At 67.9% G+C, this 24939-nt stretch carries 28 protein-coding genes; 14 read left to right on the top strand and 14 right to left on the bottom strand.

Annotated features, from left to right (window positions below):
* The first annotated feature begins 113 nt into the window (after positions 1-113).
* The gene (gene wrbA / locus ACTWQO_RS24685; protein ID WP_443239533.1) at positions 114-725 is read left to right on the top strand and encodes an NAD(P)H:quinone oxidoreductase; all 612 of its coding nucleotides are present in this window, start codon (positions 114-116) and stop codon (positions 723-725) included.
* A gap of 133 nt (positions 726-858) precedes the next feature.
* A complete protein-coding gene (locus tag ACTWQO_RS24680) occupies positions 859-1479 on the top strand; it encodes a TetR/AcrR family transcriptional regulator (RefSeq protein ID WP_443239532.1) in 621 nt (206 codons plus the stop codon).
* A gap of 145 nt (positions 1480-1624) precedes the next feature.
* Here ACTWQO_RS24680 and ACTWQO_RS24675 read toward each other — a convergent pair whose 3' ends face one another.
* A complete protein-coding gene (locus ACTWQO_RS24675; protein WP_443239531.1) occupies positions 1625-2344 on the bottom strand; it encodes a hypothetical protein in 720 nt (239 codons plus the stop codon).
* Positions 2345-2546: 202 nt separating this feature from the next.
* On the opposite strand from ACTWQO_RS24675, the gene ACTWQO_RS24670 reads away from it, so the two are divergent.
* Entirely contained in the window at positions 2547-3119 is a 573-nt protein-coding gene (locus ACTWQO_RS24670; protein WP_443239530.1) for a TetR family transcriptional regulator C-terminal domain-containing protein, read from the top strand.
* Between the two features lie 532 nt (positions 3120-3651).
* Here ACTWQO_RS24670 and ACTWQO_RS24665 read toward each other — a convergent pair.
* The 8 genes from ACTWQO_RS24665 to ACTWQO_RS24630 form a co-directional block, all read right to left on the bottom strand.
* Positions 3652-3789 carry a hypothetical protein gene (locus ACTWQO_RS24665; RefSeq protein ID WP_443239529.1) on the bottom strand — a complete coding sequence of 46 codons (138 nt, stop codon included), beginning with the start codon at positions 3787-3789 and terminating at the stop codon, positions 3652-3654.
* 284 nt (positions 3790-4073) lie between these two features.
* Positions 4074-5105 carry an LLM class F420-dependent oxidoreductase gene (locus ACTWQO_RS24660; RefSeq protein WP_443239528.1) on the bottom strand — a complete coding sequence of 344 codons (1032 nt, stop codon included), beginning with the start codon at positions 5103-5105 and terminating at the stop codon, positions 4074-4076.
* Positions 5106-5127: 22 nt separating this feature from the next.
* The gene (locus ACTWQO_RS24655; protein ID WP_443239527.1) at positions 5128-5928 is read right to left on the bottom strand and encodes an SDR family oxidoreductase; all 801 of its coding nucleotides are present in this window, start codon (positions 5926-5928) and stop codon (positions 5128-5130) included.
* Positions 5928-6812 (bottom strand): amidohydrolase family protein, encoded by an 885-nt coding sequence (locus tag ACTWQO_RS24650; RefSeq protein ID WP_443239526.1) that lies wholly within the window; start codon positions 6810-6812, stop codon positions 5928-5930. The genes ACTWQO_RS24655 and ACTWQO_RS24650 overlap by 1 nt, the downstream gene beginning before the upstream one ends.
* 45 nt (positions 6813-6857) lie before the next feature.
* The gene (locus ACTWQO_RS24645) at positions 6858-7199 is read right to left on the bottom strand and encodes an AMP-binding enzyme (RefSeq protein ID WP_443239525.1); all 342 of its coding nucleotides are present in this window, start codon (positions 7197-7199) and stop codon (positions 6858-6860) included.
* Positions 7200-7207: 8 nt separating this feature from the next.
* Positions 7208-8194 (bottom strand): AMP-binding protein, encoded by a 987-nt coding sequence (locus ACTWQO_RS24640; protein ID WP_443239524.1) that lies wholly within the window; start codon positions 8192-8194, stop codon positions 7208-7210.
* Positions 8191-8364: a hypothetical protein gene (locus ACTWQO_RS24635; RefSeq protein WP_443239523.1), complete on the bottom strand. Its 174-nt coding sequence runs from the start codon at positions 8362-8364 to the stop codon at positions 8191-8193. The genes ACTWQO_RS24640 and ACTWQO_RS24635 overlap by 4 nt, the downstream gene beginning before the upstream one ends.
* 177 nt (positions 8365-8541) lie before the next feature.
* The gene (locus ACTWQO_RS24630) at positions 8542-9258 is read right to left on the bottom strand and encodes an AraC family transcriptional regulator (protein ID WP_443239599.1); all 717 of its coding nucleotides are present in this window, start codon (positions 9256-9258) and stop codon (positions 8542-8544) included.
* Positions 9259-9412: 154 nt separating this feature from the next.
* Between ACTWQO_RS24630 and ACTWQO_RS24625 the strand changes: the two genes are divergently transcribed.
* The 3 genes from ACTWQO_RS24625 to ACTWQO_RS24615 all read left to right on the top strand — a co-directional run bounded on the left by ACTWQO_RS24625 (position 9413) and on the right by ACTWQO_RS24615 (position 12521).
* A complete protein-coding gene (locus ACTWQO_RS24625) occupies positions 9413-9838 on the top strand; it encodes a hypothetical protein (protein ID WP_443239522.1) in 426 nt (141 codons plus the stop codon).
* Positions 9839-10543: 705 nt separating this feature from the next.
* Positions 10544-11443 carry an LAETG motif-containing sortase-dependent surface protein gene (locus ACTWQO_RS24620; protein WP_443239521.1) on the top strand — a complete coding sequence of 300 codons (900 nt, stop codon included), beginning with the start codon at positions 10544-10546 and terminating at the stop codon, positions 11441-11443.
* Positions 11444-12137: 694 nt separating this feature from the next.
* Positions 12138-12521, top strand: coding sequence for a VOC family protein (locus tag ACTWQO_RS24615; RefSeq protein WP_443239520.1), 384 nt, complete (start codon positions 12138-12140; stop codon positions 12519-12521).
* Between the two features lie 454 nt (positions 12522-12975).
* On the opposite strand, the gene ACTWQO_RS24610 is transcribed toward ACTWQO_RS24615, so the two are convergent.
* On the bottom strand, positions 12976-13341 hold the full coding sequence (locus ACTWQO_RS24610; protein WP_443239519.1) for a DsrE family protein: 366 nt from the start codon (positions 13339-13341) through the stop codon (positions 12976-12978).
* Between the two features lie 121 nt (positions 13342-13462).
* On the opposite strand from ACTWQO_RS24610, the gene ACTWQO_RS24605 reads away from it, so the two are divergent.
* Together ACTWQO_RS24605 and ACTWQO_RS24600 are read left to right on the top strand one after the other, a co-directional pair.
* A complete protein-coding gene (locus ACTWQO_RS24605; RefSeq protein ID WP_443239518.1) occupies positions 13463-14155 on the top strand; it encodes a winged helix-turn-helix transcriptional regulator in 693 nt (230 codons plus the stop codon).
* Between the two features lie 146 nt (positions 14156-14301).
* On the top strand, positions 14302-15468 hold the full coding sequence (locus ACTWQO_RS24600) for an NAD(P)/FAD-dependent oxidoreductase (protein WP_443239517.1): 1167 nt from the start codon (positions 14302-14304) through the stop codon (positions 15466-15468).
* Positions 15469-15635: 167 nt separating this feature from the next.
* Here ACTWQO_RS24600 and ACTWQO_RS24595 read toward each other — a convergent pair whose 3' ends face one another.
* Positions 15636-16901 carry an alpha/beta fold hydrolase gene (locus tag ACTWQO_RS24595; RefSeq protein WP_443239516.1) on the bottom strand — a complete coding sequence of 422 codons (1266 nt, stop codon included), beginning with the start codon at positions 16899-16901 and terminating at the stop codon, positions 15636-15638.
* A gap of 131 nt (positions 16902-17032) precedes the next feature.
* Here ACTWQO_RS24595 and ACTWQO_RS24590 point away from each other — a divergent pair, with 131 nt between their 5' ends.
* Both ACTWQO_RS24590 and ACTWQO_RS24585 read left to right on the top strand, forming a co-directional pair.
* Positions 17033-18148 carry a sensor histidine kinase gene (locus tag ACTWQO_RS24590; protein WP_443239515.1) on the top strand — a complete coding sequence of 372 codons (1116 nt, stop codon included), beginning with the start codon at positions 17033-17035 and terminating at the stop codon, positions 18146-18148.
* A complete protein-coding gene (locus tag ACTWQO_RS24585) occupies positions 18145-18813 on the top strand; it encodes a response regulator (RefSeq protein WP_443239514.1) in 669 nt (222 codons plus the stop codon). The genes ACTWQO_RS24590 and ACTWQO_RS24585 overlap by 4 nt, the downstream gene beginning before the upstream one ends.
* Before the next feature lie 541 nt (positions 18814-19354).
* Here ACTWQO_RS24585 and ACTWQO_RS24580 read toward each other — a convergent pair.
* Positions 19355-19720, bottom strand: a complete 366-nt coding sequence (locus tag ACTWQO_RS24580; protein ID WP_443239513.1) for a VOC family protein — start codon at positions 19718-19720, stop codon at positions 19355-19357.
* Between the two features lie 92 nt (positions 19721-19812).
* On the opposite strand from ACTWQO_RS24580, the gene ACTWQO_RS24575 reads away from it, so the two are divergent.
* Complete coding sequence (locus tag ACTWQO_RS24575; RefSeq protein WP_443239512.1) at positions 19813-20778, top strand: helix-turn-helix transcriptional regulator; 966 nt, start codon at positions 19813-19815, stop codon at positions 20776-20778.
* Between the two features lie 205 nt (positions 20779-20983).
* On the opposite strand, the gene ACTWQO_RS24570 is transcribed toward ACTWQO_RS24575, so the two are convergent.
* Positions 20984-21748, bottom strand: a complete 765-nt coding sequence (locus ACTWQO_RS24570) for an SDR family NAD(P)-dependent oxidoreductase (RefSeq protein ID WP_443239511.1) — start codon at positions 21746-21748, stop codon at positions 20984-20986.
* Between the two features lie 48 nt (positions 21749-21796).
* Positions 21797-22489 carry a DUF4386 domain-containing protein gene (locus tag ACTWQO_RS24565; RefSeq protein WP_443239510.1) on the bottom strand — a complete coding sequence of 231 codons (693 nt, stop codon included), beginning with the start codon at positions 22487-22489 and terminating at the stop codon, positions 21797-21799.
* 78 nt (positions 22490-22567) lie between these two features.
* Between ACTWQO_RS24565 and ACTWQO_RS24560 the strand changes: the two genes are divergently transcribed.
* From ACTWQO_RS24560 to ACTWQO_RS24550, 3 genes are all read left to right on the top strand, one after another.
* On the top strand, positions 22568-23128 hold the full coding sequence (locus ACTWQO_RS24560) for a MarR family winged helix-turn-helix transcriptional regulator (RefSeq protein ID WP_443239509.1): 561 nt from the start codon (positions 22568-22570) through the stop codon (positions 23126-23128).
* 222 nt (positions 23129-23350) lie between these two features.
* Entirely contained in the window at positions 23351-24322 is a 972-nt protein-coding gene (locus tag ACTWQO_RS24555; RefSeq protein WP_443239508.1) for an alpha/beta fold hydrolase, read from the top strand.
* 98 nt (positions 24323-24420) lie between these two features.
* Positions 24421-24897, top strand: a complete 477-nt coding sequence (locus ACTWQO_RS24550) for a cupin domain-containing protein (protein WP_443239507.1) — start codon at positions 24421-24423, stop codon at positions 24895-24897.
* Positions 24898-24939: the final 42 nt, after the last annotated feature.

Raw genomic sequence — 24939 nt, 5'->3', positions numbered from 1 at the left:
GGAGACATGGGGTGGTCTTGCTGTTTATAGACCGGTCATCTACTTTCTACTAGACCGGTCGGCTACTGATTCGGGTCCTTCACTCACTCACCCCAAGAATGGAGGTCACGACCGTGACCACTCCCGTGAACGTCGCAATCGTCTACTACTCCTCCACCGGCACCATCACCGAGATCGCCAAGGAACTGCGCGATGCCGCGGTCAAGGCCGGCGCCGAAGTCCGCCTGGTCAAGGCGCCGGAGCTCGCTCCCTGGGAAGCCATCCAGTCGAACCCGGCGTGGGCCGCCAATCATGCCGCCACGGCTGACATCCCGGAGGCATCCGTGGAGGACATCGAGTGGGCCGACGCGGTCCTGTTCGGCACCGCGACGCGCTTCGGCAATCTGTCCGCCCAGCTCAAGCAGTTCATGGACACGCTCGGAGGCCTGTGGGCACAGGGCAAGCTGGCGGACAAGGTCTACAGCGGCTTCACGTCGTCCGCGACCGCCCACGCGGGGCAGGAGACCACGCTCCAGGCGCTGTACACCTCGGTCCATCACTTCGGAGGCATTGTCGTCGCTCCCGGCTTCACCGACTCGGTCAAGTTCGCGGACGGCAACCCCTACGGCACCTCCCATGTGGATGGGCAGGGCACCCAGCCGGTGAACGACACCACGCGCGCTGCCGCACGCCATCAGGCGGAGCGGGTCGTGCAGGTCGCCGCGAAGCTGAAGGCTGCCGCGTAGCCGGACAAGTCTGCCTGACGCGCACGTCGGCGTCGCTGCTCGAACAGCGGCGCCGACCTGCGTCCGTGTCCGGCGGAGTTACTAGACGACCGGTTTGCTTCCCTGAGTAGTCGAATGGTCGTATACTTGCCGCATGGGACGATCGAGCGATGCCAGGAGCAAGATCCTCAGTGCTGCGCAGTCACTCATCGAACTGCGGGGCTACTCGGCACTGGGCGTGGCGGAGATCTGCAAGGCGGCAGGGGTGCCCAAGGGCAGCTTCTACTACTTCTTCGAGTCCAAGGAGGCCCTGGCGCTGGCCGTGCTCGATGAGCAGTGGGCTGCTCAGCGTCGCGACTGGGACCGTGCGCTGCGAAGCGACCAGGAACCCCTGTTGCGGCTCCGGCAGCTGTTCGAGGACACCGCGGCCGCTCAGCGCGCAGGCCAGGCGACGTGCGGAACTGTGTCCGGGTGCATGTTCGGCAACCTCACGCTGGAGCTGAGCAACCAGACGGAGCCCATCCGGGAGCGTCTGCAGGAGATCTTCGACACCCAGGTCGAGATGGTCGAAGAGGTGATCGCGGCCGCTCTCGAGCGCGGTGACGTGACGGTCGCCGGCACCGGTGACGCAGCTCGCTCCGTCGTCGCCCAACTGGAGGGGCAGGTGCTGTTCGCGAAGCTCTACAACAACACCGCCCAGCTCGATGCTCTCTGGCTGAACTGTCTCGCTCTCCTGGGAGCTCGCGCCCCGGAACGGGGCGTGGCCGCGGTCTGACCGCGGTCGCACGGCATCGAGTCTCAAGCCGCTCCCACGCGACGGCCTGGCCGCGGGGCCGTCCGCTCGACTGGTCGCAGCACTCACCCCTTGGCCTCTCGAAGGCCAAGGGGTGAGTGCTGCGGGTGGCCGGGCCGGGGCGGCGTCACGCGAACTTGACGTCCTCGATGTCGATCGTGACGAGTTCGATGTCGCGCACCACCACGCCGCCGTCCCCGAGTGGGTGGACGCGGCGCCTGGTAGGCACCATGATCCCGCCGAACTCGGCGTGGTCGAAGGTGTAATGCGCGGCCGGTCCGGCGTTGAGGACCTCTGCGGTGTAGTCGTGCCTGCGGAGCAGCCCGTCCTTGTCGAAGTAGAAGACCTGCTCCCGGCTGTGCGTGGCGACGCCGTCGGGGAACGTGACCTTGAGCCTGCTCCAGGTCTCGCCTCCCTCGGTCACGGCAGGCAGCTCCTCGGCTCGGAAACCGGGCGAGACGAAGGTGAAGGGGGACGTCAGGTAAGTCCACATCGCGTAACCGGCGAAGTAGGCGACGTGCAGGTCGTCCCAGGGGGTTTCGAGGGTGTGACCCGCGAAGGCGTCGCGGGGCGACCGGCGTTCGGACCGCACCTCGCCGTAGTCGTTCTCCACGGCCACGCGCTCGGCGGTGAAGGAGGTGCGCAGGCCCGGCGCGGTGAAGGGGTAGTGGCTCGCATGCTGTCGATGCAGGTCGACTCGTACAGCAGCACGGTCCAAAACGCCCTCCTGGCCCTTCATCGCCCACAGCGCCCCTCCGGAGCGGAAGTCGACCGTGACCGACTCGTAGCGTGAGAAGCGGTCCAGGCCGCCGTGCGCCTCGATGACCTTGGTCGTGAGATCACTCATGTCGTTGTCTCCCTGTGTGGTGGTCATTGCTTCGTTTGATAATGACCGGTCGTCTTAAAGGAGGCAAGCGTACTGTCCGTGTCTCTGCTCACGGAATCCCGCTGTCCTGCGTGTATCGACCGACAACGGGGAAGTGGGCCTGGTATCGTCGAATGTGACCGATCGTCTTAAGCGGGAACAAGGAGAACCAGGAGGTCCAGCGGTGCCCAGAGCGAGTCTGCGGGAGAACCTTGTCGCTGCGGCGGTCGAGCAGTTCCATGCTCGGGGCTACGCGGCGACGGGGGTGAAGGACATCACCGATGCTGCCGGGGCCCCCAAAGGGTCCTTCTACAACCACTTCCCGAGCAAGGAAGCCCTGGCCGTCGTGGCGCTGGACCGGTACGGCGCCACTCGGCGGCTGGAGAGGCTCCATGACCGGTCGGTCGCTCCGCTGACCCGGCTGCGCGAGCACTTCGAGTTCCTGCGCGACGAGAACATCAAGGCCGAGTTCCACCGGGGTTGCCTCGTGGGTGACCTCGCCGTCGAGGTCGCTGATCACAGCGATTCGGTGCGTGCGACGGTGCACGACAGTTTCCAGGCCTGGTCCGACGCCCTCGCCATCGCCATCACGGATGCCCAGCAGACGGGCGAGGTGGCGAAGACGCTGGAGGCGTCCACCCTGGCGCGCTTCGTGCTGAACGCGTGGGAAGGCGCACTGATCAGTGCCCGGGCCGACCGTTCGGCTCGGTCGTTCGAAGCCTTCTTCACGGTTGTCTTCGGGGTGTTGCTGCGGTGAGTCGGAGGCGGGAGACCGGCGCTCTTGGTCATGGCCGGCGCCCCGGTCCTCCGGCGTGGTGAACGCCGCCGCAGGCATGACCGCCGCGGGGCCACCCGGTTCTCCGACTTCCGAGAGCGTCTGCATGTGGCGAGTGACGTCCTGACCCAGCGGCTCGGTGTTCCTGGTGGACGGGGGAGCTCTGGACAAGCAACCCTGCCGCGAGGCGGGCAGCCGCCCGCAGATGGCCTGCCACCTGACTCCCGCCGGGCGGGACCTCATGGTGGTCCCGGCGCCCTCCAGCAATGGGGCGATCACAACGGACCGCACCCCCGACGGCCCGCTGGTGGGCCGAGGCAGCAGAACGAGTGGCCGATCCCTGCGAGTTGCCTTCGTCGCCGACGAAGCTGCTTCTCGAGGGCGGAAGCGGGCGCTTTCGTACGTTGCAGCAGTCCAGCAGTCCAGCAGTCCAGCAGATCGACGATCTCGAACTGGGCGTCGCTGCGCTGGAAGTCATCGGGCGAAGGTGTCCGCTTCCCGGTCTTCCAGCAGGTCAACGGGGGAACCGCTGGTTGAGATAGGGCGTGTGGCAGGCGATGCCGTGACGGCCGCGGCGCGGGTAGTTGGAGATCATGTCGTCGGCGGAAGCTTCCCGGCCCCGGCTCTTGCTCTTGCGGATCTCGAAGTCCATCGCATCCCTTGAACTGGGGTGTTGCAACGACCACTAGAACTCAAGTCCCAGGGATGGCCTTTTCTCATGTCCTGGGTCGACTCGACCATGATCGCTGATGCCTCGCAGAACCCGGCCCGGGCGCGATGGGATCCGTCGCCGGGGCCGGGTCCTTGACCGGTTGTTCGACTCGGCGGGACTGGACGGGGCGAGTCGCTTCAGCGATCCCGAGGCCGGGAGTCCACCACCTCGGGGCCATTAACCGTCAAGCGCTGCAAGGAGTGTTGCCTGGGCAGAAGCGGAAGTCAGGCCACCCACTCTTTGAGTTGGCGCACGAGTCCGGCGGGGTCGTCGCCGGTCGGGGTCACCTGGAGATTGGTTACGCCGGACTCGCGGAAGGCTTCGATCCGCTCCCGAACGTAAGAGGCTGTGCCGACGAAGTTGATCTGTTCAAGGAGTTGGAATGGGACCTTGGCCTCAGCTTCCTTCTTCTTGCCGTCGAGGTAGAGGTCCTGGATCTCCTTGGCCTCGGCTTCGTAGCCGTAGCGTCGGACGAGGTCGTTGAAGAAGTTCTTGCCGCGGGCGCCCATGCCTCCGATGTAGAGCGCGAGTATCGGCCGCGCGAGGTCGAGTATCTCCTTCACGTCCTCGCCGATAGCGACGATGCCACCGGCGACGACTTCCAGGGGCGCGAGGTTCTTGGAGCGCTTCGCGGTTCCCGCGGCAAGCGCGTCGCCCCATACCCCGGCGGCGCCCTCGGGGGAGTACAGGAAAGGCAGCCAGCCGTCGGCGTACTCCGCCGCGCCTTCGACTGATTTCGGTCCCAGCGCGGCGATGTACAGCGGAACCGAGGGGCGTAGCGGCTTGGTCATGATCTTCAGCGGCTCACCAAGGCCGGTGCCCTGACCGGCTGGGAGAGGGATCTCAAAGGAGCGGCCGCTGTAGTCGACCGTCTCGCGCCGCAGGGCCGCGCGGATGATCTCGACGGTCTCCTTGGTACGGCCGGTCGACCGTACGAAGGGCATGCCGTGCCACCCCTCGATGATCTTCGGGTTGGAGGCGCCGAGGCCGATGATGGCGCGACCGCCGGACACGCTGTCGAGGCCGGCCGCGGTCGATGCGAGCATGGTCGGGGTGCGGGAGTAGACGTTGAGGATGGCTGCGCCGATCTCCACGCTTGAGGTGCGGGCCGCCAGGTAGCCCATCAGGGTTGGCGAGTCGTAGCCGTACCCCTCGGCGACCCAGACGGTGTCGAGCCCGGCCGCCTCAAGTCGAGTGATGTGGTCAGCGGCCTCGCTCGGGTCGGTGCCGTAGGTGAGCATCGTCGAGATCTTCATGGTCCGCTTCATGAACAGTGCCTCACTTCGAAGTCGGCGAGTCGAAGCTCGCGCCCATGCCGATGCCGGCGCCACCGTCGACCGGGATCACCGCGCCGGTGACGAATCGCAAGTTGGGTGACACGAGCGCACCGACCAGGTCGGCAAACTCACGGGGCTCCCCGATGCGTCCCATCGGCACCCCGTTCCCGAGGCTGGCTTTGGACAGCTCTGGCTGCCGTTCCAGCATTCCGCCCAGCAGGGCGGTGTCGAAGAATCCGGACAACAGAGTGTTGACGTTGATGTCCTGCCTGGCGACCTCCAGGGCGAGGGTCCTGGCGTAGCCGATCACCGCCGACCACACGCCGACGGACGCCGCCATGCCGACGGCCGGGCGCTCGACGACGCCGGAGACCACGTTGAGGATGCTGCCGCCTTCGGTGGTCATGTACGGCAAGGTGGCTCGCACAGACCTGACGACGTAGAAGAAGTGGCGCTCGAAGGCCTTCAGCCACACCTCGTCGGTGAGCTCGGAGACGCGCCGGATCGGCGGTCCGCCGTCGTTGTTGACCAGAACGTGAACGGCTGGACCGAACCGCTCAAGGGTCGAGGCGGTGACGCGCTCGATGTCGGTGTCGGCCGAGCAGTCGGCGGCCAGCCCGAGGACTTTCTCCTCGCCGTATGCGCCGGCAAGTCGTTGCGCGGCGGCTGTGATCTTCTCCGCGCGTCGCGCGAAGATCGTGACATTGGCGCCTTCCTTGAGAAGACGATCGGCGATGGCGTACCCCAGGCCGTCGCTGCCACCGCCGACGATGGCGACCTTGCCGGTCAGTCCGACGTCCATCACCGAACTCCGATCGAGGTGAGGAAGGACTCGGCGTTGCCGGAGAACACGTCATCGAGGACGTCGGAGGAGAAGCCCTCCTCGCGCCACTCCTCGACCAGCCTCTCGTGGGCGAGCATCGGGTAGTCGGCTCCGAAGAAGACCTTCTTGCGCAGCCGCTTGCCGATCTCGCGCTTGAGCTCGTCGGGGAAGTAGCGCGGTGACCAACCGTGGAGCTCCATCCACACGTTCGCCTTGTGCAGTGCGACCGCGATCATCTCCGACTGCCAGGGCCACGCCACCTGTGCCGCGATCACGTTCAGTTCGGGATGCTTGGCCGCGACGCGGTCGACGTAACGGGGGTGGCAGCCCTCCAGGGTGATGCCCATGCCTCCGCGGGTACCGGCCCCAGTGGCCGACATGCCGACATGGATCAGGACGGGACGGTTGGCGTCGATGCACATGTTCAGACAGGTCTCCCATTCCGGCTGGTCGGGTGTCCCGGCCGGTGTGAACGAGTGGACCGTCAGTCCGACGAGTCCCGTCCCCTCGCTCAGGCAACGCTCGAGTGCCTTGACATGAGCTGGTTGCGTGGGATCGATGCCGACCCAGTTGCCCAGTACGACGTCGGGGTGCTTGCGCGCATAGTCGAAGGCGTAGTCATGCTGGTCGCGTAGTGCACCGGCGTCCATGGTGTGGGTGAACGCGAAGTCGAGCATTGCCTTGACGTTGGCGCGGCGAAACTGGACGGCCTGCTCCTCGTCGCTGACGAAGCTCATGTCCCACTTGAAGTAGCCCTGCAGGGCCTCGCGATCCTCGGCGGTCTCGTACGGGCTTCCCTTCCATCCTCGCTCCGTGCCCCAGTGGGAGTGGAAGTCGATCAGTCGGGCTGGCGGTACGTTCACACTGAGTGCCTTTCGTGAATGGCCGTGGGAAGGGCATCGGGATGGTCAGTTGACATTGCGGGTCGAGTCGGCCCAGAACGGCGCGCGCAGGCGCTTCTTGTCGATCTTTCCCACCGGCGTGGCGGGAAGTGAGTCCACGATCACGACCTTCTTGGGCGCGTACATCGAGCCCTTGACCTGCTTCACGTAGGACTGGAGCGCGGGAATGTCGACCTGTCGCCCCGGTCGCGGGACCACGAACGCGGTGACGATCTCGCCCCAGCGGCTGTCCGGCACGCCGATGACGGCGGCTGAGCCCACCGAAGGGTGCGCTGTTAGAACGGCCTCGACTTCGCTGGCGTAGATGTTGAAACCGCCCGATATGATCATGTCCTTCTTGCGGTCCACGATGTAGATCAGGCCTTCGGCGTCTTGGCGGGCGAGGTCTCCGGTGTGGAGCCATCCCCCCTCGAGTGCCGCTTCTGTCTCGGCGGGGAGGTTCTTGTAGCCTGCATCACCCCGCGGCTCTGCATGGCGATCTCGCCCACCTCGCCCAAAGGAACGTCGTCGCCGTCGTCGTCGATGAGCCTGATGCGGTTGCCGACCACGGGACGGCCACAGGAGGCGAGTTGCTCAAGGCTCGCGGTCTCGTGTGCGGCCTTGGTCAGGACCGTCCCGATACCGGCCGACTCCGTCTGCCCGTAGATCTGGGCGAAGACCGGACCGATCCGCTCGCGAGCCTCCGCCAGGCGCACCGGCGACATCGGTCCGGTGGCGTACCAGATGACCTCAAGGCTGGAGAGGTCTCTGGGCTCCGGACGCTCCTGGTCCAACAAGGTGTAGATCATCGTCGGAAGGCCGTTCACACAATTGATGTGCTCGGCCTCGATGACGTCGAGGAACCGGCTGGGTTCGAAGCCCTGCTCGACCACGACCGTGCCGCCACGCAGCAGTGACGGGATGACGGCCAGCCCGGCCGCGTGGGTGAGCGGGGCCGCTGCCAGGTACCGCGGGAGGTGTGGCTGCTCGAAGTCGGCCATGTGCACATAGACCATCTGCACCATCGACCGATGAGGCTGCATCACGCCCTTGGGTCTGCCGGTCGTCCCCCCGGTGTACTGCAGCCAGGCGACATCCATCTCCGTCGCCGGACCACGGTCGAGCGATCGAACCGCCGAGGGCTCGCCGTCGGGCAGACCACCGGCGGCGGGGATCACCATCAGGTGTCGCAGGGAGTCGACCTCGGCGAGGACCTGGCGTCCGTGCTCCTCCAAGGGCGCGGTCACCACCAGCACCGTGGCCTCTGCGTCCTCGCAGACGGTGATGTGGTCCGTGACCGAGGCCAGGGTCTGCAGCCCGGTGAAGCGGCCGCCCAAGAGATACGTCGCGGCCTGGACGATCACGATTCAGGCATGTTCGGACTGAGCATCGTGACCCCCACGCCGAGCCCCACTCCCCGATGGGCCAGCGCGGCCACGTACTGCGAGAGGAGGTACCTGACGTGCGCGTAGGTCAGTCGCCGATCACCGGCCACGAAGGCCTCGGACGAGCTGTGCCGGCTGAGCGCCTGCATGATCAGGTCACCTAGCGTGACTCCGGAGGATGCCGTCGTGGCGGCTGCCGAAGCCGCAGCGCCGTGACCCGGAAGGTGGTGAGACATGCCTCAAAGCGTGGCCGCCGAGCGGGCGGGCGTGCCACCGATGTTCCGCCCCGAATTTGGGATAACCCGCCAGGTCGACGGAGGTAGCGCTCAGCTGTGAGCTGCACCCGCTGTGGAGCGGTAACGACCGGGAGTCTGGCCGACGAGATCGGTGAAGGCGGTGATGAAGCTGCCGGGGTTCGCCCAGCCAAGTCGCATCGCCGTCTCGGTGACCGAGGTGCCTTCACACAGTTCGAGCAGCGCTCGCTGAATCCGAAGCAGCGTGCGCCACTGATGGAAGCTCATCGACAATTCGCTGCCGAACAGCCGACTGAGAGTCCGTTCGCTCGAGCCGGTTCGGTGTCCCAACTCCGCCAGCGTCGCCGAAATGGCCGGGTCGGCGTGCAGCAGGTCGGTGACGGCCTTGAGGCGAGGATCGCTCGGTTCCGGCAGCCGTAGTGGCTCCTGCGGGGCGCGGATCAGCTCCGCGCCGATCACTGCGAGCAGCAGACGGCCACGCTCACTGGCGGCAGGCTCGTGCTCGCTGCTCATCGCCAGGTATGCCTCGCGCAGCAGCGCACTGGCCACGAAGACCGACGGCTCGGGCGGCAGTTCCTCGGACAGCGCTGCCGGAACCGGGAGCACGCGGACATCGGTCTCGCCGTAGGAGCGACTGCTGTGGACATAGAAGGGCGGCACCCACGTGATGCGGTTCGCCGGCGCCACCCAGGTGCCGACCTTGGTCGTCGTGACGAGCGCCCCGGAGGCGGCGTACCTCAGCTGGCCGTAGTCATGGAAGTGTGCGGCGATGTCCTCACCGTGCGCCATGGGCTCGCAGACCGGCGAGTCGTCGGTCCAGAACACTGCCTGCTGCGCAACCTCAGTCATCAGCAGAGAGCATAGCTCGCGTTGGCGGGCCATCAGAATAGGAGACTACAAATCCCGTAACGCGCCGCCCGTGAGGGCCCACTCCGCATCGCTCATGTCTGAGGCGTATCGGGGCCGGCGCTCCGGCCGGTCGGCCGCATTCCGCATCTCCTCGCCTGCGGCCTCCGCCCTCGCCGAATTGGACGTCCGCGGACGACCGCGTCCCCTCGTCGCCCGCGCCCGCCCCAGCCTGATCGACGAGTACCGGCTCTACCTGCACCATCGCTGGATGGAACGCTGCACCAACGCCTCCGCGCTGACCCGGGAGATCGAGAAACTGGGCTACCGCGGTGACGTCAACACCGTCCGTCGCCGCCTACGGCCCTATCGCACCGGAGTGATCCCGAGGGATGCCCCTGTGCCTCAGCTGACCGTCTACCGTGTCACCGACTGGATCATGCGTCGGCCCGAGCAGCTCACGGATATCGAGCGCAAGTGCCTGGACGACTTATGTGAACGCGGCAGAGAAGAGTTGCAGTAGCCGATAGGCGATCGTCGTGTGGTGGCCTGACTCTGGGCGGCGCAGGAGATGACGAGGGGTGCAGCGCCGGGCGGGAAGCTGAAGCTGATCGCAGATGGTGGGGCGAATTGCTCGTCCTCGGCTGACGCATCCCTTTTTCACCTCTTGGCCCTTGTCGAGATGCTGGCCAACCCGGCTTGCACGTGGAGGCAACGCCCGAGCAGCGCATCTTCAGTCAAGCAGTGCCGGAGTCCATGCTCAGCCCCGGTGGAGTACGAACTCCGCAACGCGCCAGCAGCGTGAAACCAGGCAACAGGCCCGGGGCGCAGCACTTCGTCCTCGACCTCGTCTGCTGACAGGGGGCCGCCACGCTCTTCGTGGCGCTGCGCCGGGTAGTACACGAACCTCAGCATCTTTGACGTCACGGACAACGACCGGCTGAACGAACTCCTGTGGGGCCCACCGCTTTTCACCCCTCCGTCATCCCGTCAGAGACGATCGTGATCAATCCGAAACGTGCTGAACTCGTAGAGGAGTGGCGGGAGTTGTGAAAGGTGAGGAGAATTCAGCTTGCTTCGCCGTACTTGAAGTGGGCGAAGTGGCGCGAGCGGCTCGGTCACGCGGATCCAATGCGTCCCCGTGCGTGTCGGCGCTCGCGCTCAGCCACCTCCCACACATTTCGATCCACAGAGGCCTACTTTGTCGCGTTCGCAACAATCCAGGACAATGGCAGCGCTCGCCGCATCCGCTTTTCTCACCGTCGCGGTCCCCGTGATCGGGGCGGGAGCGGCAAGCGCCACGCCGTCCGGTGGGTGTCAATCCGCCACGGTTCAGTACCGCATCGTCGGCGTCGACGGAAATGTCGTCGGTGCCGACTGGACCTCCCAGGGCGGGTTCCACGCCTGGGACACCGTCCCCGAAACCGTCGAGGTCCGGCTGGCTCCGGGCCAGAGCGTCGGGGACGGCTGCAAGTACCCGGTCTCCCTTGCCGAATACACGGCCGAAGGGGCGAACTGGTACACCTCCGGCCGACAGTCCCTGGTCGACAAGGCCACGGTCTACCTGACCGCCGCCGACGTCGCGGCTCCGGACGATGCCCAGCGGGCCTGGCAGAAGCTGACCGTGAAGACGCCTGACTGCTACGGCCAGATCGATCTGTACGGCGACGACATCACCTACGACGGCGGGACGGGCGAAGGGCACGGCCCCGCTCCCTACCAGCCCGACGGCGTCATCACTCCCTACCACCTCATAGCCGCGTGGAACGGTGGCGAGAAGCCGTGCACCCCCAGTACACCCAATTCGCCCACCCCTACCCCGTCGGAGCCGACGCCGAGCGCTCCCGCCACCCCCACGACTCCCGCGGACAACCCGCCCCCGACCGAGGCGACGACCCCGCCGACCACTCCGAAGCCCTCCGCGACACCGCCCACGACCCCGGACGTACCCCCGCTGGAGTCGACGCCGCCCACCACCCCGGAGCCGACGCCGAGCGACAGCACACCGCCGTTGGCGGAGACGGGTTCGAGCGCGCCGACCGGTCTGATCGCGGCTGGTGCGGCCCTGATCGTGGCCCTCGGCGCCGGGGCGATGTACGCGGCGAGCCGCCGCACGCGTCGCTCGTGACGGGGCCATACCGGACCACCTTCGTGCCGTAGCCCACACCCGACGACTCCGCCCTCGGTCGGCACTTTCGTGCCGTCGACGATCGAGGCGGAGCCGTCGGTGTGCCGAGTTCAAGGGCACGGGCGACGATTACTCACCAGACTGTGCCCGGCACATCGGCAAGTGCCTGGACGTGGGGAGTGAGACGGCCGGCTGGAACGGGGGCTGATACTGGTGAGCTTGCATGTTGGGGTGCGTATTCAGCGGATGAGTCCGGCTCCTGATTACTGACTGTTTCCTGTCACGGTGGTCCAGCCGGATCGAGGTGGCCGAGCCATGCGTCTTGGGCGTCGGCGAGCCCAAGGCCCTGTAAAGACCCCGCTTCGGCTGTGCAGGTTCGACCCCTGCCCCCTCCCGCTCGCGGACTGCCGGTCATCACCACGGGACGGCTACCACTCCTCCGCCTTCGCGGCCACTGGCTGCATCACGGTGGATTCGCAGCCAGTTGTGCCGTCATGGTGCTCGGCGAGGGCTCTGGGACGGCCATCGGCCATCTGACAGAAGCGATCCAGTATGCAGTCGGGACAGCGCGGCCCCAGCAGTGGAGTCTGGTGCAGCGATATCTCGGCGACGCCTAGTCGAACGCCCTGAGGCCACCGCAGCCTGATCACCCTTCACGCACGACAAGCACGGGATCATGAGGCAGGCTGCCGGAATGAGATCTCGAACCGGTGGTATGTGGTGGGGAACAGCGATCGAGGCGCCGGACCCCAGCGGCCTGGCGAAGTTTTACGCCGAACTCCTCGATTGGCACATCGGGCACGAGGAGCCGGGCACGGCCATCGTCGCCGCCTCTCCGCAGGGGCCATTCTTCGTGTTCCAGCAGGCGGACGGCTATCGGGCTCCGGTGTGGCCTCCGGTCGAGGGCGGACAGCGCCCGATGATGCACTTGGACTTCCAGGTCGGCGATCTGGATTCGGCGGTCGCCGAGGCGGTGGCCCTGGGCGCCACGCTGGCGGAGTTCCAGCCGCAGGAGAGCGTCCGGGTGCTCTTCGACCCGGCCGGACACCCCTTCTGCCTGTGCCTGGACGAGGGATGATCGGCTGGAACGCGCGTCACTCCATCCACAGCTCTTAACAAGGACTCCCAATTTCGCCATCGTCACGTGTCGTGCAGCCACGGCGCGTAGGACACCCCGATGATCAGTCCTTCCTCGCTCAGGGTCCGCGCGATCGTCTGGCCCCACGGTTCGGTGCAGGCCGGGTGCGGCAGCGGGAACCCACGCTCCTCGAGTTCCCTGCCCGCAGCCGCGTCAGCCGCCTCGTTGGCGACTTCAAACTCGATGGACGCTTGTGGGACCGCTCGGTCGGTTGGCCATTCTGTGGTTCCGAAGCACGCCGGGCGGCTTGGGAGAGCGACCATACGCCGAAGTGCTTGCTGCCGGCGATGTTCTCGCTGGAGTAGTACTCGTCCCCCTCGTGCTTTGCCCCTGGTTCCGTCGGAGACGGTCAGCGGCTCCGGTGCGTCCGTGGCGTCGTTTTGAATCCGCCCCGTCAGTAGCTGAAGGTGGTCGCGCCCTCGTCGCCGATCCACTGCCACATGGGGACGGTTCCACCCAGTTCCGCCCCTTCGATCAGGTACTGCTTGTCGAGCTTGCGCGCGTCGAAGCAAATGGGACAGACCAGATAGCGCCCACCCGCCTTGGCGTACCGGGCCACGAGCTCTGCCAGCGCCGGGCAGCCGTCGCAGGCGACGCCGGTCGCCACGCCGTCCATGGTCAGCCGGGTGGCCTCCTTCGTGAGGAACATGAGCGTGGGACGCCCCATTTCCGCCGCACCGACGGCCACCAGGAACGCCACGGTGACCCGCTCGGGGTCCTCCAGGCCGGTGGTCAGGCTGATGACCGCTTTACCAGGCATGTAGCTCCTCCTCGGGGGCGTGTTCTGTAGCCATTCCTGAGACTGGGGGACGCGCCACCGCCGGCCTAGTACGTTTTTTGTAGCGGCGACGTCCGAACCGCGCGAAGAGGACGGGGCCCCAATGAAGCGCTACGGCCAGTACTGCCCGGTCGCCCGGGCCGCAGAGGTCCTCGCCGAACGGTGGACGCTCCTGATCATCCGTGAACTGCTCTGGGGCGAGGACCGGTTCAACGCCATCCATCGCGGCCTGCCCCGGGTGTCGCCGTCGCTGCTGGCGACACGGCTACGCGAGCTGCAGCGGGCCGGTCTCGTACAGCGCCACCTCATCGACGACGAGCCCCGCTACCGCCTCACCCCGGCCGGGGAGGAACTGCGGCCGCTACTGGAGCAGATGGGCGCGTGGGGCGCACGCTGGATGCAGGAGCTGCGCCCGGACGAGTTCGACCCTGTACTCCTGATGCTCGACATCAGCCGGGACTCCCGACCGGCACGCATGCCCGAGCGCGCAGCTACAGTACAGCTCCAATTCCATGACGCGCCCACCGGTCAGCAGCTCTGGTGGCTGGTCCTGTCCCGGTCCGCCGGTGCGGACGTGTGCGACACCGACCCCGGATTCCCCATCAGTGTGTGGCTGGAGACCGACGTGCCGACCCTCACCCGCATCTGGATGGGCGACATGAGCTGGTCAGCGGCTCTCCGCGACGAAGCGCTGCGCATGACCGGCGACCACACCGCCTGCCGTGCCCTGCCGAAGTGGCTCCACCTCAGCCCGTTCGCCGCCGTCGAGCGGGCGGCGGTCTCGTTGCCCCGATAACGGCACCGCCGGAAAGGACTCGACGACTCCAGCGAGCGCGCTCCCGCGGCTCCGACACTAGTGGCCTGCGTCGCGCGGTCCCGGCCGACCGGCGAGGTCCTCGCGAGCGTCGAGCGTGCCGCTGCCAGAAAGGAAATGCGCACACAATGAAGGTCATCATCGTCGGTGCCGGCGTGCTGGGCGTGAGCGTCGCGAGGCAGCTTGCCATTGCCGGCGAGGACGTTCTCCTGCTCGATCAGCGGGGAGCCGGCACCGGTACGACCGCGACCACCTTCGCCTGGACCAACTCCAGCCGGAAGCCCGACCCGGACTACCACCGGCTGAACCTCGCGGGGATGGAGGAGCACACCAGGCTCGCCGCGCAACTGGACGGCGCACCCTCGTACTTCCCCAGCGGGGCGCTGCAGTGGGCGGACGCCGCAAACGAGCGGCGGCTCGCCGACAACGTGGAACGACTGCAGGCGCTGGGCTACCCCGCACACTGGGTCACCCCCAACGAAGCGGCGCGGATCGCAGGCGCCGTCCGCATCCCGGCGGCCATCACGTCCATCGCGCACTTCCCCAGCGAGGGATACGTTCTGCCGGACCGTTTCGTGAACAACCTGCTGGCGGACGCCGAGGAGCACGGAGCCACGTGCGCGATCGGCGAAGTCGTAGCCATCGACGACAGGCCTGACGAAGTATCCGTCACCCTGGCCGGAGGCGAGGTCCGCACGGGCGACCGAGTCGTCCTGGCGGCAGGCCGCTGGACAGAACGGCTCGCCGCACGGGCTGGGATCGACGTTCCCATGGTGGCGGATGCCGGTCGCGGAGCGCAGACCGTCGGCCTGCTCGGGTACGCCAGGTCACCACAACTCGACCTGCGCTGTGTGATCCACAGCCCCGGCCTCAACCTCCGTCCCGAGGCCGGCGGGCATACCGTCCTGCAGGCTCTCGATCTGAACGCCGACGTCGATCCGGCAGACCCTCCGTCCGCGGACGGGGACATCGCGCGCACCCTCGCGCAGCGGTTCTCCGCACTGCTGCCCGACCCGGGCCGGGCACCGGAGATCGACCTGCGCATCGGCTTGCGGTCACTGCCCGCGGACGGCCACACCGTCGCCGGCTATGCCTCCACGCGGTCCCGCGTCTACTGCCTCGTCTCGCACAGCGGGGTCACCCTGGCGCCGATTCTGGGACGGCTGGTCGCGGCCGAGATCTCAACCGATCAGGAGCAGGACCTCCTTGGGGCCTTCCGGCCCACACGATTCACCGGCGTACGACGCTCGGACATCGAGGTGGATCAACACGCCACCGGTCTGGGCGAGCAGTAGCCGACAGCAGCGACGCGTGTGCACGGTCCTGCCGCGGCATCGTGGCGGTGCGCTCGGGATAGGCAGCCTTGAGCGAGCGCATCGCGGTCGTGTCGGTTGAGGCCGAACAGCCGGATCAGGCGCCGCAGAGTCCGCATCGACATCCCGGTTCGCTTGAAGTGAGCCGCTCATGGGGGAGCGGTGAGGAATCCGGTGACCGCTCGTCGGTACACCTGGGGCTGTTCGGCGTCGATGATGTGTCCCGCTCCCGCGATGGTCCGGAGCGTGGCATTCGGGAGGACGTCGCGGTACTCGCGGGCGATGGCGGGGTTCTTGTAGTCGCAGGCGCCGCGCAGGATCAGTACCGGGACGCTCAGGCGGCGCAGCGCTGGACGCGGGTCGGGGACGGTGAGCTGGTCATCGGTGGTGAGCTGGTTGGAGTAGAAGCCGGGCAGCGAGGCCGGCAGGTTCTTGAGCGGTCGGCCGGGATGGCAGGTGGCCGCCGGGGCGGCGATGGCCAACAGCTTGGCGAAGACGGGGTCGAGTTCGGCGTCGGGGACCAGTGCGTGGGCGGCGCGCGGATCGGCGTCCATGAGCAGCGACCAGGCCGCCAGGCGGGAACTGGCCTCAAGGGCGTCGATCCCGCGTTCCTGCGCGGGCGTGAGCCGGTCCCAGATGTCTCCCTCGTCGCGGTCCTGCCACGCCGGTGCCCACAGGACGCCGGGGGAGGTGAGCACCATCCGGGTCACCCGGTCGGGGTGCGCGGCCAGGTATTCGGCGGCGAGCGTCGCACCCCAGGAGGCGCCGAGCAGTACGACACGGTCGGCGCCGATCCGCACTCGTACGGCCTCCAGATCGGCGACCTGACGGGCGACCGTGTAGCCGGTCGGGTCGGCCAGCCGGTTCGAGCGGCCCGAACCGAGCTGGTCGTAGGCGTATACGTCGTAGCCGCGCGCGGCGAGGGCGCGTTCCACCGAATCGGGGCCGTCTCCGGGGGTACCCGGGCCGCCGTGCAGGACGATCACCGGAGTGGGGTGCGGGGTGCCCTGGGCGCGCTGGAGCGTATAGGCGAGCCGTGATCCGGTCGGCAGGTTCCAGTAGCCGGTCGGTTCGGACCGGGGCTGCGGCGCAGCCACATCGAAGGGCTGAAACACCGTCAGAAATGCGGCGAGCGAGGTGATCAGTGACACGGCCGCGGTGACGGCGGCGGTCACGCCCCGTCGGCGCACGGCCCCGTACACCGGCAGTCCACAGGCCACGATCAGCGCCGCCAGCGCCGCGGCCACGAGGAGCGGGATACGGGGTGTCGCCGTGGCGGTGACCAGAAAGGCGGCGGCCGCGGCGACCGGTCCCAGCACAACGCCCAGCGGGATCAGGACAACGGCCAGCAGCACACGGCGTCGCCTGGGCTTCACCGGCACTGCCTGGTAAGGAAGTTGGGTTGTTGTCGTCATACGGCGATGCTCGGCCCGGCACACGACAAGGCGCGTCAGCCGGTCCGGGCGGGCCGGTCCCCGTACGGGTGGACCCGAAGTCCACCGCGAGGGGGACGGCCGCGCACGCTCGCGCCCGTAGCGTGGCCTGCGTGGGGGAGATACGTACGCGATGGCGGCCCGACCATGACGTCGACCGCGGACCGCTGTGGATGCTGCTCGACCTGATCACCGCGTACCTCTCGGCGGTCATCGCCATCGGGCCGTCCGACCACACCGCGTCGATGCTGAGCGGCCCTGTGGTCGAACGGACCTGCGCGGTGGTGTGGTTCGTGGCGATCGCGGGTCGCCGCTACGCACCCGGATGCGCGCTGTGGGCCGCGGCATCGGCCACCGTGGCGGCGTCGGCATCCGGGGCGCCCGTCACCAATGTCTCGCTGGCCACCGCGCTCGCCCTGACCCTGGTCGTGCAGGGCCGTCCGCCCCAACGCGCCCTGGAGATCGCGGTGTTGCCGGTCGCCGCCGTGCTCGCCGTCCTGGCCGACGACTCGGACGCGTTCGTCCCGGCCGTCGCCGTGCACACGGTGGCCTGGCTCGTCGGGCGCGCCGGAAGGTCGCGCTGGGAGACTGTGCAGGCGCTGCGGGCCCGCGACCGCGAGCGCGTCGTGACCGCTGAACGGACGTGGATGGCACGGGAGTTGCATGACGCGGTCGGACACGCGGTCACCGTGATGGTGACCCACGCGGGCGCGGCCCGCCTCTCCCTGGGCGAGGACCGGTCGCCGGTGCGGGAGGCGCTGTCCCGTATCGAGGAGGTGGGCCGCGGCGCGATGACGGACCTCGACCGAGTGCTGGGGTTGCTCACCGAGACGTACGACTTCGAAGGGACGCTCCGCGCACTGGTCGACCAACTGCCACCAGGCGTCACAGCTGATCTGCGGCTGCCGCCGGACCCGGCCCGGCTGCGCGAGCTGGCTCCCGCTGTCGCGGAGACGGTGCGCCGCGTGGTCCAGGAGTCACTGACCAACGTCGTACGGCACGCTCGCCCGGCCCATGCCGTCGTACGCGTCGATGTCGTCGCCGGTGCGGTACGAGTGACGGTCACCGACGACGGCACGCCGACCGAGCCCAGCTCTTTTCCCGGAGGCCGCGGCCTGACCGGCATGCGTGAGCGCGTCGCCCGCCTGGGCGGCACCTTCGAGGCCGGTGCCGCGGAGCACGGCGGCTGGCACGTGACCGCCCTGATCCCACTGAAGGAGCTGCCGTGATCCGGGTGTTGCTGGCCGACGACGAGGATCTCATGCGCGCCGGGCTGCGGATGATGCTGGACACCCAACCGGACATCACCGTGGTCGGCGAGGCGGCCGACGGCCGGGAAGCGGTACGGCTCGCGGCAGCGGCCACACCCGACATCGTCCTCATGGACATCCGTATGCCGGTCCTGGACGGGATCGCTTCGACCCGCGCCATCGTCGGCACGGCAGTGCACAACAGCCCCAAGGTCCTGGTCCTGACCACCTTCGAGCTGGACGAATACGTCTTCGCTGCCGTCCGTGCGGGCGCCAACGGATTCCTGCTCAAGCGCAGTCCCCCCGAGACATTGATCGAGGGCATCCGCACGCTCGCGGCGGGCGAGGCACTGCTCGGTCCCTCGGTCACCCGCCGCCTGCTCGCGGAGTTCGCCCGTGCCACCCCCGCTGCGCCCCCGCCCGATGTCGTCCACCGCCTGTCCCGCCTGACCGACCGCGAACGCGAGGTGCTGCTCCTGCTGGGCCGCGGCCTGTCCAACGCGGAGATCGCCGCCCGTCTCCACGTCGGCGAAGCCACGGTGAAGACCCACGTGGGCCGCGTCCTCGACAAGCTCGGCCTGCGCGACCGCGTCCACGCGGTGGTATTCGCCTTCGACCACGGACTTGTACGGCCCGGCAGCTAGGCCGTGCTTGAGATCTACTCACTGGACTTGTCGTATGAGGGCGAGTCCGACGATCAGTCGCTCAGTTCGCCGGGCACGCACGACCACCGCCCGGCGGTGAATCTGTTGCGGGCACACAACAGGATGCAGTCCGCCGATGGCGGATGAGTGAGCAGGCGATGCCATCGTAAGGCAGCAGGGCCGCCGCCGGGTGGGACCGAACAGGCCACAGTCGCTGGTGGGTGAGGAATGCGTGGGCGGCGGTGACGAGGGTGGCGTGGTGGTCCCGCGCGACCACTCACGCGGCCTGCCCGGGGGCAGCGGCCTGGGACTCTCGATCGTGGCAGGAGCAGCTGGACAAGCTCCGCACGATCGCAACGTAAGACTTCTCTGTCAAGTCCAGCGTGTTGAGCCGGAGCTGACCACCTTTGAACCGAACCAGGGAGCCGCCTACGGCCCTCGACGCTCAGGGGCGCATTCGCGTGGGGCACTCGTCGTCCTCTCGAAGTCGGACGACGGCAGGCGCGACACCTATCGGGCGCGCCCGCCGCATTGCGGCCTGTCAGTCCCTCGGTGCGACGCGGATACGGTTCCCGTCAGGATCGGCTGCGAGGAAGGTCAGCCCGAACCCCGCATCATGAGGCTCCTGCAGGATCGTGACGCCCTTGGACTGCCACTGCTTGAAGATCGCGTTGACCTCGTCGGGCCCACTGTCGATGGCCAGACACACCTCACTGGTACGCGGGACGTCCGCTGACAGATCCTCGAACTGGCCGGACCACACAGCGAGGTCAGCGCCTGGCCCGAGGTCGAAGGTGATGTATCCCGGAGTCTCGAACGACGGGCTCATGCCGAGGAGGTCTCCGTAGAAACGCGCTGCGGCGGGAGCGTTGTTCACGTAGACGATGGACATGACGGATGTGGTCATGGTTCTTCCTTCTCGCAGGTGGTAGGTACGCATCCGCCAGCCTGGCCGGGATATGCGCCGCATCATGTCGCAATTCCTGAAAAGCTTGGTGTGTGACCCCAGACCGCTTCTTCTCCCTGATGCTGCTCCTGGCATCGAGGAATGCCGTGACCACACAGGAACTTGCCTCGGCGCTGGGGGTGTCCCTTCGAACCGTCACCCGGGACCTGAACTGGCTCCGCGACGCCGGTCTGCCGGTGACCGCGCAACGGGGCCGCCTCGGAGGCGTGACCATGCTGCCCGGGTCCGGGCTCGACCTCACGCGACTCACACCCGGCGAGCGTGATCATCTGTCGCTCACCGGGCTGGACGAGAAGCAACGTGCGGAGCTCGACGCATCGGTCGAAAGCCGGCGCGCGCTCTCCAAGATCGCCGCTGCACAGCCACGTCGAGTTGATGAGCTCCTGCCGCTCACCGATGTAGTGCACGTGGACAGCCGTCCCTGGCTCCAGGCCCGTACTTACGGCACGACTCCGGCTTCGCTGATCGGCCCGGTGCGGCGCGGTCGCCGGCTACGGATCGAGTACGACAGCCCACGCGAGCCATGCCCCCGTGACCTGGTCGTGGATCCCTACGGGCTGCTCGCCAAGGCCGGCAACTGGTACCTCGTCGCCGACTCCGCCCGAGTGCCACGGATGTACCGACTCGAACGGATCACGACGTGGAAAGAAGTCGACCAGCCACGACGGATCCGCGAGAGCCAGACCCTGGCCACCGTCGCTGCAGCGCTCATTGCTCAGTGGGAATACCACCACGCGATAGAGGTCAGCGCCACCATCGACCAGACCCAGATCGAGCGAGCGCAACGGATCTTCGGCCTACGACTCGTCCGGGACGACCATGAAGAATCCGCCACCGGCCACAAGGTAACGATCCGCTTCCTGCATCTGGAGGACGTGCGAGCACTACTGCCGTTCGGGAGCGCCATCACTGTGCACGGCCCCACCGAAGCCAGGGCTCACCTTCGCGACCTCGCCACCAATCTTGCCCACCACTATGCGCCGTCACCAACGTCCTGACCCGCAACAACTACTGATCACACTGGCTCGGAGAGCAAGGGCGATGCCGGGTGGCGCCTTCGAGTTTCTCGCAGAGCTCCTGACTGCAGCTCTCAGAGGGCGTTTCGTGGGTTGATGTCCGTTTCCAAGTGATGCTTGAGGCAGGGGTGCTGGCTGCGGCGCCGGTTACTGCTTCCTGGCTGTCGGCGGCGTGCGCCGGCATGCCTCAGTTGGTGATGCGGCCGCCGGTGACGTCCACCGTGAGGCCGGTCAGCCAGGCGGCGGCGTCGGATGCGAGGAACAGGGCTGTCTGGGCGACGTCTTCGGTCGTACCCATGCGGCCGAGCGGATGCATGGCCGCGACCTTCTGCTGGATGTCGGCCGGCATATTGGCTTCGACCTTCTCGGTGCGGATGGACGACGGCGCGATGGAGTTGACGCGGACTCCGCGGGGGCCGATCTCGGCGGCCAGGTGCCGGGTGAGCATGACCAGTCCGGCATTGGCGACGCCGTAGGCGAGGTTGGCCTGGCTGGGCTGGCGGCCGGCGGCCGAGGACATGGTGATGATCGAGCCGCGGCCGCGTTCGAGCATGCCCGGTAGGAACGCCTGGATGGTCAGGAACGCGGAGGTCAGGTCGGAGTCGAGGACCTCGTGCCAGCGCTGTTCGGTCAGTTCCGTGGAGGCGGTGGGGTGTCCCTGGCCTCCGGCGAAGGCGGCGAGGATGTCGACCGGGCCGAGGTGGGACTCGACCTGCCGGCGCACGCGGTTGAGCGCTGCCGAGTCGGTGACGTCGGCGACGACGGCGAGGGCCGTTCCGCCCCGGTCGGTGATGTCGGCGATGACCGCGTCCAGGGCCTCATGGTCTCGTCCGACCGCGCAGATCGCGGCGCCCTGGGCAGCGAAGGCCCGCGCGGTACGCGCGCCGATGCCGCGTGATCCGCCGGTGACGACGGCGGTCTTGCCCTGCAGGTCCGGGTAGTTGCTGAGCATGTGAGGGGCTCCTTGTAGGCGGGCGGCGGTAGGGGCCCGTGCGGGTCTTTACCGGTGCGGCGTGCGGCGGGTCTGCGGTATCAGGACTGCGACGACGACCAGCCACACGGTGCCGCCGAAGCGCACGACGGGAAGGAGATAGCTGAAGCCGAATGCCAGCAGGGTGAGCGTGGAGACCATCCCGACGGCGGCGAGCACCAGTCCGCTCCACGCCACGGCACGCGGCAGCAGGCCGACCAGCAGGCCCGGCACGGAGACTCCGGCGATGAGCAAGGCGAACATCACCACGTACGCGGGGCCGCCGGACAGGAACGACAGGTCGGCCAGGGCGCGTGCGAGACCGAAACTCGCGTCCGCGGGCAGTCGGCCTGCGGTCCAGGCGAACATGGCGCTGACCGTCAGTGCGCCTGCGGCCAGTACCCCTCCGACCAGGGTGATCGCCGAACCTGGCGCGGCGATGCCTAGCGCGCGCAGCCGGCGGTAGAGCACCGCTGCCGAGATCGCCAGGGGCACCGCGGAGGAGAACAGCAGGAAGGCACCGACCTTGATTGTGGTGCTGTGAGCCTGGGCGTAGTCCAGGACCGTGAGGCCCGAGGCGTCGGGGTGCGGGGTGGAGCGGTTGGCGACGACGTACGCGACGGTCAGTACGGCGAATGCCAGGACGGGGGCCAGCAGGGGCGGGCCTGACTGCCGCCGGCGTGCGGCGGTTTCGGGGGGCTGCGAGGCAGGGGCGGTGGTCATGGGTTGCTCCTCGGTCGTTTCTATACTCGCGATAATGATTACAAAGCGAAACGATTGTCAAGGAGCTATGGTGTCACCATGAGTACGAATCGTGAGGATGGCGGGTCCAGGCCCGAGGGAGGTGCGGCCTTCCTGCTGGCCCAGCTCGGAGCGCACGCGGCCGCCCGGTTCGCGGAACGGATCGCCGGGCTCGATCTGACCCCCGCACAGGCAGGGGTCTTGCGCCTGCTGGCCAGCACTCCAGGGCGCAGCCAGCGCGAACTCGCCGACCAACTCGGGATGCCGCCGAGCCGCTTCGTCCCGTTCGCCGACGAGCTGGAGGAACGCGGGTTGATCGAGCGCCGCAGGAATCCCAGCGACCGGCGCTTGTACGCACTGCACCTGACCGACGAGGGCGTCACGCTGTTGTCCGAGCTCAGAGAGGTCGCCACAGCTCACGAGCAGCAGACCTGCCAGGCACTGACCCCCGACGAGCACGAGCAGTTGCGCGCGCTGCTCCATCGCATGGCGGCGCAGCAGGGACTCAGCCCCGGAATCCACCCCGGCTACCGATGGATCAGGCCCGACCGCATGCACCGCCCTCGCGCACCGCTCACCCCCGAGGAATCACCCACCCCGGGCCAAAGCGGAACCGACTGAACCACGAGGGAGGGGCGCGGGAGAGGCCGCGCCGCCTCTGGGAGAAGTCCGGGACCACGCTCGCCACCTACGAGGCAGCCGGGTGCCACCGACGGAGACGTCCACCTGGGTGTCGCCTCCTCGCCCTCCCCGTGACCGCGGACCGGCCGGATGTGATGAAGACGCTTCGGGGAACGGCAGCCCCACACATGCAATTGCGTTCGACGAACCAGGAAGCTCGATATGTCAGAAATCGCACAGCGCACACTCATGGTCAACGGCATCGGCATGCATCTGGCGGAGGCTGGGGAGGGGCCTGCGGTCGTACTGCTGCACGGCTTTCCGGAGCTCGCGTACTCCTGGCGGCATCAGCTGACTGCCCTGGCGGCAGCCGGGTATCGGGCCATCGCCCCCGATATCCGCGGTCACGGACGCACCGACGTCCCCGCGGAGGTGGAGGCGTACGGCATGCGCACGATGATGGCCGACATCACCGGCCTGATGGACGCGCTGGAGGTGGCCGAAGCAGTAGTCGCCGGTCACGATCAAGGCGCACTGCTGGCATGGGCACTGGCCGAGGCGCACCCGGAGCGAGTGAGAGCCATCGCCGCGCTCGGTGTGCCGTACCACCCCAGGCCGCCGATGCCGCTCACGCAGGCGCTGGCCGCCTACCGCCAGGGCAAATTCAACGTCGTGACCTACTTCCAGCAGCCGCACATCCCGGAACGGGAGCTGGAGGCGGATGTGCGCGACACGCTGCTGCGAGTGTTCACCGCACAGTCCGGCGACGCCGACCCGGATCTGGTGCCGACATGGCTCACGGGCACCCCGGAGGGTGCCGGATTCCTCGACGCGCTTCCGAAGCCGGACCGGCTGCCGTACTGGCTGAGCGAGGCCGACTTGAGCCATTACACGGCGGAGTACGAGCGCACCGGCTTCAGCGGCACCCTCAACCGCTACCGCAGCATCGACGCCGACTGGTCGGACGTGCCCGAGCTCGGCACCGGCACCATCACCCAGCCCGCCGTCTACATCACCGGCGACATGGACTCCGCCTACCGGCTCGGCACGCTGGAACCGATGAAGGCCCAGCTCACGGATCTACGCGCGATCGTCATCCTGCCCGGCTGCGGCCACTGGACCCAACAAGAGCGGCCCCACGAGGTGAACGATCAGCTGATCGCCTTCCTCAACGGCCTGGACCGGACGCGGTAGCCCCCCAGCCCACAGCTTCCCCAGGAGAATCCCGCAGACAACAGGCGAGCCGAGTTGACCGGCCGAACGCAGGCCGCATCGAACAAGAGGAGCAGTCGATGTCGTACCCGCCCGCTCAATATCACGGCACCGGTGGCAGGACCAGCGCCGCCTACCGAGTCGCCCGGCAACCGCCTGAGCTGCCGATGAAGGCCGGCGCCGCGAGTTACCTCGCCACCGGCGCCAGCAGCCATGGCCAATTCGGCCTGTACCGATGGGACTTCACCGGTGCTCCCAGCGGCCCGGCACCGCACTACCACCGATCCATCTCGGAGTCGTTCTTCATACTCGCCGGCACAGTACGGCTGTTCGACGGCAACCACTGGATCGACGCGACACCGGGCGACTTCCTCTACGTATCCGAGGGCGGCGTGCACGCCTTCCGAAATGATTCCGGTCAGCCCGCCTCCATGCTTCTGCTGTTCGCGCCTGGAGCGCCGCGCGAGGCGTACTTCGAGGGCCTCGCCGGCCTCGGCGAGTTGACGGAGGACGAGAAGGCCGAGTTCTTCCTGCGCCACGACACCCACTGGCTCTGACTCGCCGAGACGATCCGCGCCACCGAGCCCCGGAACCGCCCG

It is taken from the genome of Streptomyces sp. 4N124 (assembly GCF_052245395.1).
GTDB lineage: Bacteria > Actinomycetota > Actinomycetes > Streptomycetales > Streptomycetaceae > Streptomyces.
This window is presented reverse-complemented; position numbering and strand designations above follow the sequence as displayed.

Excerpts from the sequence above, each read along its gene's own strand:
- ACTWQO_RS24680 (WP_443239532.1), top strand. The coding sequence starts at position 859 with ATGGGACGATCGAGCGATGCCAGGAGCAAGATCCTCAGTGCTGCGCAG.
- ACTWQO_RS24675 (WP_443239531.1), bottom strand. The coding sequence starts at position 2,344 with ATGAGTGATCTCACGACCAAGGTCATCGAGGCGCACGGCGGCCTGGAC.
- ACTWQO_RS24665 (WP_443239529.1), bottom strand. The coding sequence starts at position 3,789 with ATGGACTTCGAGATCCGCAAGAGCAAGAGCCGGGGCCGGGAAGCTTCC.
- ACTWQO_RS24660 (WP_443239528.1), bottom strand. The coding sequence starts at position 5,105 with ATGAAGATCTCGACGATGCTCACCTACGGCACCGACCCGAGCGAGGCC.
- ACTWQO_RS24655 (WP_443239527.1), bottom strand. The coding sequence starts at position 5,928 with ATGGACGTCGGACTGACCGGCAAGGTCGCCATCGTCGGCGGTGGCAGC.
- ACTWQO_RS24635 (WP_443239523.1), bottom strand. The coding sequence starts at position 8,364 with ATGCAGGCGCTCAGCCGGCACAGCTCGTCCGAGGCCTTCGTGGCCGGT.
- ACTWQO_RS24630 (WP_443239599.1), bottom strand. The coding sequence starts at position 9,258 with ATGGCGCACGGTGAGGACATCGCCGCACACTTCCATGACTACGGCCAG.
- ACTWQO_RS24625 (WP_443239522.1), top strand. The coding sequence starts at position 9,413 with ATGTCTGAGGCGTATCGGGGCCGGCGCTCCGGCCGGTCGGCCGCATTC.
- ACTWQO_RS24620 (WP_443239521.1), top strand. The coding sequence starts at position 10,544 with ATGGCAGCGCTCGCCGCATCCGCTTTTCTCACCGTCGCGGTCCCCGTG.
- ACTWQO_RS24615 (WP_443239520.1), top strand. The coding sequence starts at position 12,138 with ATGAGATCTCGAACCGGTGGTATGTGGTGGGGAACAGCGATCGAGGCG.
- ACTWQO_RS24610 (WP_443239519.1), bottom strand. The coding sequence starts at position 13,341 with ATGCCTGGTAAAGCGGTCATCAGCCTGACCACCGGCCTGGAGGACCCC.
- ACTWQO_RS24605 (WP_443239518.1), top strand. The coding sequence starts at position 13,463 with ATGAAGCGCTACGGCCAGTACTGCCCGGTCGCCCGGGCCGCAGAGGTC.
- ACTWQO_RS24600 (WP_443239517.1), top strand. The coding sequence starts at position 14,302 with ATGAAGGTCATCATCGTCGGTGCCGGCGTGCTGGGCGTGAGCGTCGCG.
- ACTWQO_RS24595 (WP_443239516.1), bottom strand. The coding sequence starts at position 16,901 with ATGACGACAACAACCCAACTTCCTTACCAGGCAGTGCCGGTGAAGCCC.
- ACTWQO_RS24580 (WP_443239513.1), bottom strand. The coding sequence starts at position 19,720 with ATGACCACATCCGTCATGTCCATCGTCTACGTGAACAACGCTCCCGCC.
- ACTWQO_RS24570 (WP_443239511.1), bottom strand. The coding sequence starts at position 21,748 with ATGCTCAGCAACTACCCGGACCTGCAGGGCAAGACCGCCGTCGTCACC.
- ACTWQO_RS24565 (WP_443239510.1), bottom strand. The coding sequence starts at position 22,489 with ATGACCACCGCCCCTGCCTCGCAGCCCCCCGAAACCGCCGCACGCCGG.
- ACTWQO_RS24560 (WP_443239509.1), top strand. The coding sequence starts at position 22,568 with ATGAGTACGAATCGTGAGGATGGCGGGTCCAGGCCCGAGGGAGGTGCG.
- ACTWQO_RS24555 (WP_443239508.1), top strand. The coding sequence starts at position 23,351 with ATGTCAGAAATCGCACAGCGCACACTCATGGTCAACGGCATCGGCATG.
- ACTWQO_RS24550 (WP_443239507.1), top strand. The coding sequence starts at position 24,421 with ATGTCGTACCCGCCCGCTCAATATCACGGCACCGGTGGCAGGACCAGC.